This window comes from Paenibacillus sp. ALE2, assembly GCF_054113385.1.
Map to the genome: position 1 here is coordinate 2148509 of NZ_CM134213.1, position 12430 is coordinate 2160938.

Consider the following 12430-nt stretch of genomic DNA (forward strand, 5'->3'; position numbering starts at 1 on the left):
CTTAGGATTTTTGCAGGGGAAGAGCCAGCTGGGCTGGGTGTAATGATCCTTTCGTATAAATTGCCTGCATGATAGTCAGGTCTTGCTTTTAGCATAGGTTCTATACCGGATTCAGTCTGACAAATAACCCCCTCCCCAGTCGATAAAATACATAGCATGAACTCGAAATAGTGGATTTGTCATGACACCAGCAGAGTAACTTTTTAAATTTCTCTTCATTATTCACATATGTATGCGAGCTGAATTTAAACATGACCCTTTTCATAGAATGGCGTTATGGGAAGTGTTTTGTCGAATCATGAGGAAAATTGTAAAAAATCTTCGAAATGTTGATCTCCTTTTTTACTTGGCGTTAACATATGTGTTATACTGAAGAGGCAAAGGAGGCGTGCCCTATGAACTTAACAGTACGAGGTCAACAGATCGAGGTTACCGACGCTTTGAAGGACTACGTTGAAAAGAAATTCAGCAGACTTGAGAAGTATTTCGATGCACCCCCGACGTCTGATGGAAGTGTAACGTTAAGCACAACCAGAGATTTGCACACTGTAGAAGTAACCATTCCTTTGCCGGGGCTTGTTCTCCGTGCCGAAGACGAAAGCGATGACATGTATGCATCCATTGATGCCGTGGTAGACAAGCTAGAACGGCAAATTCGCAAGCACAAAACCAAGCTTAACCGGAAATTCCGGCAGGAAGGTAGTTTGAAAACTCTTTTTGTGGAAGATCCAGCGGGTAGCGTGGCTGTTGCCGAAGATGAGGATGCGGAAATGGATGAGCTGGAAGTCGTTCGTACCAAGCGTTTCTTGTTGAAACCTATGGATGTGGAAGAAGCTATTCTGCAAATGAACATGGTTGGACATAATTTCTTTGTATTTTCTAATATTGATAATGAGGAAGTTAACGTAGTTTACAAACGCAATGATGGTAAATACGGTCTGATCGAACGGGAATAGCCTGTAAAGCAAGAACTTATTGCATTTTAAAATGAATAGAACTTTTTGATTGAAGCATGCTTCATGGATATCAGGAAAATGATAATAACACGAGCCTTATCCTTGCGAACCTGGCGGGATAGGGCTCTTTTATATGTTTATTGTAAACATGATTGAAAATTTCAGCTTGGACAGGTGTAACCAATTGTGTATTTCGTGCGTCAATTGTTTTGGTATCTTTAACCGGATGCAAATCTGGAGGCTGCTTGTGTTGCGGCATGTCCTACAAACTGTTACAATTTATGCAAAGAACATCGCACGATGGGCTGGTATAGCCGGGCCTGTCAAACATATCGGGAATCAATTTCATCATGGACCCTTTCTTATTGTGAAATTGATTCTATTAATTGTTTTGCGCGAAAGGGGTAAACCATGCTAGGAATTGTCAAAAAAATTTTTGGGGATACAAATGAACGTGACGTCAAACGTTTAATGAAGACGGTTGAACTGATCAATAAAATAGAGCCTGATTTTGAGAAGCTCTCGGATGAGGAACTGAAAGCCAAGACGGCGGAGTTTAGAGAGCGGATTGAACAAGGTGCTACGGCTGAAGAAGTGCTGCCGGAAGCTTTTGCAACGGTTCGTGAAGCGTCCAAGCGGGTGCTGGGCAAACGTCACTATGACGTACAGATGCTCGGCGGTATTGCGTTGCACGAAGGAAAAATCGCAGAAATGAAAACCGGTGAAGGTAAAACACTGGTGGGAACATTGCCGGTTTATTTGAACGCTCTGTTGGGCAAAGGTGTGCACGTGGTTACAGTCAATGACTATTTGGCACAACGCGACAGCGGAGAAATGGGACAAATCTACAATTTCTTGGGAATGAGCGTAGGTCTGAACCTGGCCAATATGGATCATGCTGCCAAACAGGAAGCTTATGCTTGTGATATTACGTATGGTACAAACAATGAGTTCGGGTTCGATTATCTGCGCGATAATATGGTGCTTTACAAAGAACAGATGGTACAGCGTCCGTTGTACTTCTGTATCATTGATGAAGTGGATTCCATTCTCGTCGATGAAGCTCGTACACCATTGATCATATCAGGACAAGCTCAAAAATCGACCGAGCTGTATTTTGCGGCTGATCGTTTTGTGAAGAGCCTGAATGTTGAAGAAGATTACACGCTGGATATTAAGGTGAAGTCAGTTGCTTTGACCGAAAACGGCGTATCCAAGGCTGAAAATTTCTTTGGTCTTGAAAACCTGTACGATCAGGAAAGTGTTACAATCAATCACCACATCGTACAAGCCTTGAAAGCTAACGCTATTATGCGTTTGGATGTGGACTATGTCGTGGCTGATGGTGAGGTCCTGATTGTCGATGAGTTTACAGGTCGTCTGATGGCTGGACGTCGTTACAGTGATGGTTTGCACCAAGCTATTGAAGCGAAGGAAAACATCATTGTACAAAATGAAAGCATGACACTGGCGACAATTACATTCCAAAACTATTTCCGTATGTACCGCAAATTGGCGGGGATGACGGGTACAGCTAAAACAGAAGAAGAAGAATTCAAAAAAATCTACGGTCTGGAAGTGCTCCAAATTCCGACGAACAAGCCTAACCAGCGTGTAGATATGCCTGACGTAGTATACAAGAGCGTGAAGGGCAAATTCCATGCTGTAGTAGACGAAATTCTGGAGCGTAACAAAAAGAACCAGCCGATATTGGTAGGTACGGTTTCTATTGAAAACTCGGAGCTTCTTTCTGAAATGTTGAAACGCAAAGGCGTTCGTCATAAAGTACTTAACGCCAAATATCATGCGGAAGAAGCTGAGATTATTTCCCGTGCAGGTGAAGCTGGCGCGGTTACCATCGCTACTAACATGGCTGGACGTGGTACTGACATCGTACTGGGCGAAGGCGTTGCAGAACTCGGTGGTTTGCACATCATCGGTACAGAACGTCATGAATCCCGTCGTATTGATAATCAGCTTCGCGGACGTGCAGGGCGTCAGGGTGATCCGGGCTCCACGCAGTTTTACTTATCGCTGGGCGATGAGTTAATGAAGCGTTTTGGTGCAGACAACGTACTGAATATGATGGAGCGCTTGGGCTTCGAAGAAGATCAACCTATCGAGAGCCGTATGATTTCACGTGCTATCGAATCAGCTCAAAAACGTGTCGAAGGGAATAACTTTGATCAGCGTAAAGTCGTTCTTCAATATGATGACGTGATGAATCAGCAGCGTGCTATTATTTACAAACAACGCCGTGAAGTGCTGGAATCAGAGAACATCAAGGAAATTGTGTTCGACATGATCAAGCCTGTCATTGAGCGTGTAGTGGAAGCTCACTGTGGTGATGATATCCCTGAAAACTGGGAACTGGAAGAAGTTGCAGAGTATGTGAACAACAACCTGCTTGAGGAAAACACACTTTCGCGCGACGATCTGTGGGGTAAGGAAAAAGAAGAGATGGTCGATATGATCTTCGAAAATGTTACCAACAGATACCACAGCCGTGAAGAGATGATCGGCGAAGAAATGGTACGTGAGTTCGAGAAGGTTATCGTATTGCGTGCGGTTGACAGCAAATGGATGGATCATATTGATGCTATGGATCAATTGCGTCAAGGTATTCACTTGCGTGCTTATGGTGGTACTGATCCATTGCGTGAATACCAATTTGAAGGTTTCGAAATGTTCCATGCTATGATCGCCAGCATCCAAGAGGAAGTTGCGACCTACATTATGAAAGCACAAATCGAATCCAACCAAGAGCGTCAGGCTGTCGTTGATGAAGATAAAATCTCGACGAGTGGAGAACCTGCGGCTCCCAAAAAGAAATCCGCTCCTTCGCGTCCGCGTAGAAAATAACGGATTGAAATTAAGGGATAGGTCTTGATATACACTATCCTCTGCAATGCATATAATGGCAGGCGGCAGTTCAACCACTGACCGTCGGCCATTTTGTGCCATCAGGGGACGACACTGATGTCTTCAACTTATAGCTTTTCTGTTGGAGGATCAGTCTGAACATTGGTGAATGGCTAGATTGCTCTCAATTCTTTTTAAACAATTATGACAAATAAGCAAGTCTCTGCTTATTTGTCAGTCAATTCCGTAGTTGATCTGGCTCACATAATCAGAGCCGGTTATGTAAAAGCAGTTTGACTTTACGGCGGTCGGGAGCGAAGCGGAGGATTTGAATCTGGAGAAGCGTCAGCGATCGTAAGATCAAATCATTCGCGCAGCGTCTCTTACCCAGCCGTAACTCAAAACGCTTTTACTCCCCCTAACCCTATATTAAAAGGAGAATGACATCATGATTGATCCAAGTGTAAAACATGATTTACGAGAAATAGGCAAGAAACTAACAAACCTTAGGGGGTCTCTTTGACTTAGATCTCAAACAGGAAATGATCGCGAACTTTGAGGAAAAGATGGCAGCACCTGATTTTTGGGATGATAACGAAAAGGCCCAAGGCGTAATTGCTGAAATGAATGCTGTGAAATCTTCTGTGGACAGCTATGAACAGCTGCGTCAGGAATATGAAGATGCAGGTATGATGGTTGAGCTGGCTGAAGAGGAAGGCGATGAATCGCTGGCTGGAGAAGTTGAAAACAGTATCAAATCCCTGCTGAGCAAGCTGGAGGAATTTGAGCTGCAATTGCTTTTAAATCAGCCCTATGACAAGCTTAATGCTATTCTGGAGCTGCACCCGGGGGCAGGCGGTACCGAGTCTCAGGACTGGGGACAAATGCTGCTGCGTATGTATACACGCTGGGGAGAAAAACGAGGCTTCAAGGTGGAGACCCTGGATTATTTGGCAGGTGATGAAGCGGGGATTAAGAGTGTAACCCTGTTGATCAAAGGCTACAATGCCTACGGTTATCTCAAGGCGGAGAAAGGTGTACATCGGCTTGTTCGTATCTCTCCATTTGACTCCTCCGGTCGTCGACATACATCGTTCGTGTCTTGTGATGTAGTACCGGAAATTGCGGATGATGTGGATATTGAGATCCGCACGGAAGATCTTAAAATTGATACGTACCGGGCCAGCGGTGCAGGTGGTCAGCATATTAATACGACCGACTCAGCTGTTCGGATTACGCATTTGCCTACCGGTATTGTCGTGACTTGTCAAAATGAACGTTCCCAGATCAAAAACCGTGAACGTGCGATGACGATGCTTCGCTCCAAGCTCTACGAGCGCAAGATTGAAGAACAACAGCAGCAATTGGACGAAATCCGTGGTGAACAGTCCGACATTGCATGGGGCAGCCAAATTCGCTCCTACGTGTTCCATCCATATAGCATGGTTAAGGATCACCGTACCAGCGTGGAAACTGGCAACGTCGGGGCTGTGATGGATGGCGATCTCGATCCATTCATCGATGGTTACCTGCGCAGCCAAATTAAGCTGGACGCAGAATAATTGTCTGTACGTTTTCCTACAGAACCGCAGTCTACGTGCCTGCGGCCTGTAGGAATTTTTGTGTGACGGTATTTTTATTAAAGGAGAACGTGAATGATGTCTCAATTGAACCCTCCCACTGCCCGCCGAAGAAGGCGTAAGCCTCTGATTGCCGCCAGTGGACCAGCGCGTAACGTGACCGATGTTTTGCTAATTATACTCGGCTCCTTCATTACAGCGTTGACCTTTAACATGTTCTTGCTTCCCAACCGGATTGCATCCGGGGGTGTATCTGGCCTGTCTATCTTGGGCGAGGACCTGTTTGGCCTGGAACCGGCCTATACGCAGTGGGGAATGAATATTCCGTTATTTATAGCAGGAGTACTGCTGTTAGGAAAAAAGTATGGCTTGCGTTCCCTGCTGGGCAGCATCATGCTGCCACTATTTGTTTATGTGACGAAGGATTGGGCAGTCCCGACAACCAATCCGTTGCTGGCTTCGCTGTATGGTGGAATCGGAGTAGGATTGGGCTTGGGCACTGTGTTTCGGGGCAGAGGCTCGACGGGTGGACTGGCTATTTTGGCGCAGATTATTCAAAAGTATACCGGTTTTAGCCTTTCCCTTTGTGTCATGCTGATGGATGGCACGGTAATCACGCTAGCTGGTTTCGCCCTATCGCCGGAGCGAGCTCTGTATGCATTGATTGGCTTGTTTGTAACCGGCAAGGTTATTGATGCTGTAGAAATGGGATTAGGCTACTCCAAAGTGGCTTACATCATATCCAATCAAAAGGAAAAGATCACGCAAACTATTTTACAGGATTTGGATCGGGGTTTGACAGAGCTTGCAGGACGGGGGGGTTACACGAACGAAGAACGTCCTGTACTTATGGTTGTAGTCGGGCAAAACGAGGTAACCCGCCTCAAAACGCTCGTTCGCTTGGTAGACCCGGAAGCTTTTGTGATTATTAGTAATACACGTGAGGTATTGGGTGAAGGGTTCAAAAGGGAAGGCTAGCATAATGTAGCCTTCTGGACGCTTGCTCTTAACTGAATCAATGTAGGAGAGCCCACTGATGTAGTGGGCTTTTCTCTTTTCAGAACAGCTTTATCAAGCCTTTTTTGGTAACAGATCAAGCCAATCTGCTGCTTGTCCTTGATTAAAATATGAGGTCGGTACTCCTTTTACTCCGGTTTTGACCATAAATAAACCGCCTGCTAGTGGTTGATCGGTATTATCGCCATCTTGAGCAGTTGTGATATACAACTCATCCAGATGTTCACCGCCAAAAGCACATGAAGTCACACAATTGACTGGAAGTGAAACCTCAGCAATTACTTCTCCCTGAACAGGATGGATACGAGAAACACGTTTACCGCCCCAACGCGCGATCCACAACATGCCCTCTGCATCGATGGTCATGCCATCTGGATATCCTTCACTTTCATCCAATCTAGCCACCAGTTGCTTATTCCTAATCGTGCCCTGTGTCACATCGTAATCGAAGGAGACCACCTCCAAGGTCGGAGTATCGATATAATACATGGTACGATGATCTGAGCTCCAGGCTAAGCCATTAGATGTGGAAGCTTTATCGATCAGTAAGGAGACGCTTCCCTTTGTGCTCAAGTTATACAATGCTCCTTGCGCTCGTTCGCCGTTTAAACTCATGGTTCCTGCCAAAAAACGTCCGGCAGGATCACATTTACCATCATTAAATCGATTTCCTGATCTACCTTCCTCAGGATCGTGGATCAATACTTTGGCTCCTGTTTCAATATCCAAACAGTATAGACCGCTGATCATGGCCGCGATTACTTTATTTTTAAGATAAGGTACAACTGCACTAATATGTTCGCCCACATCTATGGTACGATCTGTGCCTGTAGATGGAACGTAAATGTGTAATTGAAAACCCTCAATATCGACCCAAAATAAACGTTGCGACTGATGATCCCAACTGGGACCCTCGCCTAACTTGGCTTTAGCATCTATCACTAAATTCGCTGTATATGTTTTGATGTGTAGCACCCCTAACGTATAGGTTTATTTTCGTACATACTCACTCTTTATACCCTATTCAATGTCCAACGAATACATAAGTGCAGCAAATGTATAAACCGGATGAATACCAATATACAAGATAATATATAAAGGGAACGCTCCTTTTCTTATGCAAAATAGAAGACTAGATTCGCAAGGGGGTCTGTCTTTTTTGTTTTCCTTAATTGTAGCCTGTACAGCTTGGCAGCCAAAAGAATGGGCAAGAGTGCATATTTTAAATTTGGAGGAATAACATGACATGAGGTGTTGTATTTATATGAATAGAGTCGTATAATAATACATATTTCATAGGGACGGAATGGAGGAAGGTCTGTGAGCAGCAAGCTAAAGGTAGCAATTGTCGGTTCCACTGGATATGGCGGAGTGGAGCTGATTCGATTTTTGGTTCATCATCCGCAGGTGGAGATTGTATCTGTTATTTCTTCGTCCAGCGCGGGTGTCCCGATTAGTGATGGGTTTCCACATCTGACGGATATTGTGGTGCAGGATTTGGACGGTGTTGATATCCATGAAATTGCTGCCAAGGCTGATCTGGTTTTCACAGCTACGCCATCAGGCGTTAGCACCAAATTAGTGCCACAGCTTCTGGATGTCGGACTGAAGGTGATTGACCTTTCCGGGGACTTTAGGCTCCGAAGCGGGGAAGCGTATGAAGCATGGTACAAAAAGCCTGCGGCTTCACCCGAGTATCTCAAGCAAGCCGTTTACGGACTCAGCGAGGTGTATGCAGAAAAGCTTGCTGGTGTTTCTTTTATTTCGAATCCAGGCTGCTATCCCACGGCAACACTATTGGGAATTATTCCTGCCTTAAAGGCAGATTGGATTGACCATCGGTCACTGATTGTGGATGCCAAATCCGGGGTATCCGGCTCCGGTCGGGGAACAAGTCTTGTTTCACATTATGCGGAGATGAATGAGAATTTTAAGGCTTATAAGGTGAATAAGCACCAACATATCCCTGAGATCGAACAGGTATTGGGTGATGTTGCGGGCGAGGACGTTACGATTACGTTTACGACACAGCTGGTGCCTATGACGCGAGGAATCATGAGTACAATTTATGTCACGTTGAAAGGTGATCATACGGATCAGGACCTTATCGGGTTATACCGGGATTATTATAAAGGCCATCCTTTTGTCCGTGTACGTGGCGAAGGTATATGGCCGGCAACAAAAGAAGTATTTGGTTCGAACTACTGCGACATCGGTTTTGCAGCAGATGCCCGTACTGGGCGTCTTACGATTATTTCTGTCATTGATAATGTTGTGAAGGGTGCCGCTGGGCAGGCGATTCAGAATTTAAATTTAATGATGGGATGGGAGGAGAACCTCGGGCTGGGCTTCATACCGGTATATCCGTAAGTAGCACGTAAACGCAACAGGTACAGGAGAACGACAGCGGGCAGGCTTGAGAACGCAAGCGTCCAGCTGCCATTCATTCCTTATAATGCGGGCGAGGGCACATAATTATGGGCAAATTAGGGTTTACAGTCGTACATGGGGGCAACATCGTAACTCCGCGTGGCTTTACAGCCGGGGGATTGCACTGTGGATTGAAAAATACGAACCGCAACGATATCGGCGCGATTCGCTGTGAGGTAGAGGCGACAGCTGCTGCGGTGTACACCACCAATGTTTTTCAGGCTGCACCGCTGAAGGTGACTCGTGAGAGCCTGACAAACGGTCGATTGCAGGCGATAGTAGTGAACAGCGGGAACGCCAATGCCTGTACAGGACAGCAAGGGGAGCAGGACGCTTACGCTATGCGTTCGGCCGCTGCTCGTGAACTGGGTGTGGCAGAGAGCGATGTAGCCGTTGCTTCGACGGGTGTAATTGGTGAGCATCTGAAAATGGATCGTGTGCTTGGCGGTATATCGTCACTACCTGAGAGGATGAGCGAGGCAAACGATGGAGCGGAGCAATTTAGCCAAGCCATTCTGACAACGGATTTGGTTAAAAAGGAAGCATGCGTGTCAGTTGAAGTGGACGGTGTGACCGTGCACATCGCCGGGGCGGCAAAAGGATCGGGTATGATTCATCCGAATATGGCAACCATGCTCGCTTTCATGACTTGTGATGCAGTCATCGGGCAGACGGCTCTTCATCAACTATTAAAGCAGGCCACGGATACTAGCTTTAATATGATTACGGTCGATGGGGATACCAGCACGAACGATATGCTAATCGCTATGGCAAGCGGACTGGCAGGCAACAGCGAGTTGAACGCAGAGCATCCTGATTGGGGGGCTTTTGCCGAGGCATTCACTTATATTTGCCGGGAGCTGGCGAAGGCGATTGCCCGTGACGGGGAAGGTGCTACGAAACTGGTAGAGGTGTCCGTAAGCGGAGCGGTAAGCGATGCTTCTGCCCAGGCGATAGCCAAGACCGTAATTGGGTCCAGTCTGGTGAAGTCAGCCGTTTTTGGCGCAGACGCCAACTGGGGACGAATTATTGCAGCCGTCGGACGTGCTGGAGAACCGGTCAATCCAGATACGGTAGACATCCGTTTGGGCGATATTGTGGTGTTGAGCCAATCAAGTCCAGTTGCTTTTGATGAAGCCGAGGCGCTTTCCTATTTGCGTGGAGATACGGTGCAAATTATCGTTGACTTGCATCACGGGAACGGAATGGCTACAGCATGGGGCTGTGACCTAACCTATGATTATGTGCGGATTAATGCGGCTTATCGGACATAGATACCAGATTTAAATACGGATGGATTTTTAATAGTTAATAGAAGAAGTGAGCGGATATAGTTTTTCGCATCATTTGAAAATCGCACAAAATTGTGCAGAGGAGAAAAGGAGAGATGATATGCAATCGGCAGTGGGACACGCGGATCAAGCGAAACAAGCGGGACTGGCACGTCGTAATTTTGTGATGAAATGCGGAGGAAGTACGCTGGCTGCGTTGCCTGATTCCTTTTTTGACGACTTGGCCCGTCTGCAGTCGGAAGGCCTTCAACCAGTCATTGTACATGGCGGCGGGCCTGCGATCTCTGACAATTTGGCGAAGCTGGGAATCGAAACGGAGTTCATTCACGGGTTGCGTAAAACGACTGAACCCGTGTTGGATGTCGTGGAAATGGTGCTGGCAGGCAGCATTAACAAGCAGATTGTTCGCAGAATAGGGATGCACGGAGGGCGAGCGCTGGGCTTGTCGGGCAGTGATGGCTATTTAATTGAAGCAAAGCCTGTGCCGAATGCCGCAGAGGTCGGCTGGGTCGGAGAGGTAACATCTGTTCAAGCTTCGATTATTACCGGTGTGCTGGACATGAGCTATATGCCAGTTATTGCGCCTATTGGCATTGATCGATCCGGTCAGCGTTATAACATTAATGCCGATACAGCGGCGGGCGCGGTGGCTTCTCATCTCGGCGTCAGTCGAATGATTGTTGTGACGGATGTACCCGGTATTTTGAAAAAGAATGGTGTAGAGAAGAAGGTTCTGGAGTCGATCACCATACAGGAAATTGAAGATATGATCAGCACGGGTGAAATCTACGGTGGTATGATCCCGAAAGTGAGAGCGGCTATTGCCTGCATTCATGGAAAAGTGAAGGAAGTCGTCATTGTAGACGGCAGCGAACCGCAAGTACTCAGCCGTGTGCTGGGCGGAGAATCGATTGGAACACGCATTGTGCGCATGCAGTAATTGCAATATATGCTCAACCTATATAACCAAACGATAAAGGGGCGTGAACGACATGAGTAAGGAACCGAATACGCTGGTGAGCGAGGAAATGCCAAGTACGAATGGAAGCGGAGCGCAAGCGCAAAAGGGGACGGCAAAAACGCAGGCAGATAGCTCTCTTTTTCCAAACTACGCAAGATACCCGCTTACACTGGTGAAAGGACAAGGAAGCTGGCTGTGGGATGATCAGGGCAAACGTTATCTTGATTTTATGTCAGGTATTGCTGTTACCAATCTAGGCCATGCGCCTCAAGCTGTAGCGGAGCGGTTGAAAAAGCAGATCGATGAACTGTGGCATGTATCCAATCTGTTTCATATTCCTGGTCAGGAACGGGCCGCGGCCTTGCTGACAGCTAATAGTAGCGCAGATGCGGTGTTCTTCTGCAATAGCGGAGCTGAAGCGAACGAAGCTGCCATTAAGCTGGCGCGTCGTTACCACCAGAAGGTGAAGCAGACCGGTCGCTATGAAATCATTACGTTCACGCAATCCTTCCACGGACGGACGCTGGCAACCTTGACTGCTACGGGTCAGGACAAAGTGAAAGAAGGCTTTTTACCGCTTCCCGCCGGATTCAAAAGCGTTCCGCTTCATGATCAGGCTGCGCTCGAAGCAGCGATCAATGAGAATACAGCGGCAATTATGCTGGAAATGGTGCAGGCCGAAGGTGGCATGTATCCGGTAGACCCTGCTTTCGTAGACGTGATTACCCAGCTGTGCCAGGAACATGGATTGCTGCTGATCATTGACGAGGTGCAAACAGGTATGGGACGGACAGGTAAGCTGTTTTCCTTTGAGCATTATGGGATTGAGCCGGATATTTTTACATTGGCGAAAGGACTGGGCAGTGGCTTTTCGGTCGGTGCAATGCTAGGCAAAGAATATTTGCGTGAAGCGTTCACAGCGGGCAGTCATGGTTCTACGTTCGGGGGTACACCGCTTGCTATGGCAGCAGTTCAAGCGACCGTTGAAACAATTATTGATGACAAGCTGCCAGAACGCGCTGCCGAAATGGGAGATTATCTCTTCCAGAGTCTGCAAAAGCAGCTTGCAGATATTCCTTTTGTCCAGGATATCCGCGGAAAAGGTCTGATGGTCGGGATTGAGTGTGCGGAGCCGGTAGTAGAGCTTGTTTTGGCAGGACAGAAGAAGGGCATTCTGTTCATTACAGCAGGACCGAACGTGATTCGCTTGTTGCCTAACCTGTATGTAACGAAAGACGAAATAGATCAGGCTGTAGCATGGATTGCTGAATTGATTCGGGAGCACGTATCTTAGTTTAGAGCCAGAAGCATCCGAGATTAGAGTGTAAAAGG

9 protein-coding genes are annotated in these 12430 nt (G+C 46.9%); 8 read left to right on the top strand and 1 reads right to left on the bottom strand.

Going from position 1 to position 12430, the window contains the following annotated elements:
* Positions 1-395: 395 nt before the first annotated feature.
* The 4 genes from hpf to ACXHJ1_RS09350 all read left to right on the top strand — a co-directional run bounded on the left by hpf (position 396) and on the right by ACXHJ1_RS09350 (position 6376).
* Positions 396-956 (top strand): ribosome hibernation-promoting factor, HPF/YfiA family, encoded by a 561-nt coding sequence (hpf, locus tag ACXHJ1_RS09335; protein WP_016822933.1) that lies wholly within the window; start codon positions 396-398, stop codon positions 954-956.
* Between the two features lie 411 nt (positions 957-1367).
* Complete coding sequence (gene secA, locus ACXHJ1_RS09340) at positions 1368-3818, top strand: preprotein translocase subunit SecA (RefSeq protein WP_457905992.1); 2451 nt, start codon at positions 1368-1370, stop codon at positions 3816-3818.
* A gap of 448 nt (positions 3819-4266) precedes the next feature.
* A protein-coding gene (gene prfB, locus ACXHJ1_RS09345; protein ID WP_457905993.1) for a peptide chain release factor 2 occupies positions 4267-5380 on the top strand; the annotation gives its coding sequence in 2 pieces (ribosomal slippage) (positions 4267-4338 and positions 4340-5380; 1113 coding nt in all).
* 96 nt (positions 5381-5476) lie between these two features.
* Positions 5477-6376 (top strand): YitT family protein, encoded by a 900-nt coding sequence (locus tag ACXHJ1_RS09350; RefSeq protein ID WP_277508296.1) that lies wholly within the window; start codon positions 5477-5479, stop codon positions 6374-6376.
* 93 nt (positions 6377-6469) lie between these two features.
* Here ACXHJ1_RS09350 and ACXHJ1_RS09355 read toward each other — a convergent pair whose 3' ends face one another.
* Positions 6470-7357, bottom strand: a complete 888-nt coding sequence (locus ACXHJ1_RS09355; protein WP_457905994.1) for an SMP-30/gluconolactonase/LRE family protein — start codon at positions 7355-7357, stop codon at positions 6470-6472.
* 378 nt (positions 7358-7735) lie between these two features.
* Here ACXHJ1_RS09355 and argC point away from each other — a divergent pair, with 378 nt between their 5' ends.
* The 4 genes from argC (at position 7736) to ACXHJ1_RS09375 (ending at position 12392) form a co-directional block, all read left to right on the top strand.
* Positions 7736-8785 carry an N-acetyl-gamma-glutamyl-phosphate reductase gene (gene argC, locus ACXHJ1_RS09360; protein ID WP_016822938.1) on the top strand — a complete coding sequence of 350 codons (1050 nt, stop codon included), beginning with the start codon at positions 7736-7738 and terminating at the stop codon, positions 8783-8785.
* Positions 8786-8892: 107 nt separating this feature from the next.
* Complete coding sequence (gene argJ / locus ACXHJ1_RS09365; protein WP_340865744.1) at positions 8893-10119, top strand: bifunctional glutamate N-acetyltransferase/amino-acid acetyltransferase ArgJ; 1227 nt, start codon at positions 8893-8895, stop codon at positions 10117-10119.
* 118 nt (positions 10120-10237) lie between these two features.
* Positions 10238-11077 carry an acetylglutamate kinase gene (gene argB / locus ACXHJ1_RS09370; RefSeq protein WP_102998478.1) on the top strand — a complete coding sequence of 280 codons (840 nt, stop codon included), beginning with the start codon at positions 10238-10240 and terminating at the stop codon, positions 11075-11077.
* 52 nt (positions 11078-11129) lie between these two features.
* Entirely contained in the window at positions 11130-12392 is a 1263-nt protein-coding gene (locus ACXHJ1_RS09375) for an acetylornithine transaminase (protein WP_457905995.1), read from the top strand.
* Positions 12393-12430: the final 38 nt, after the last annotated feature.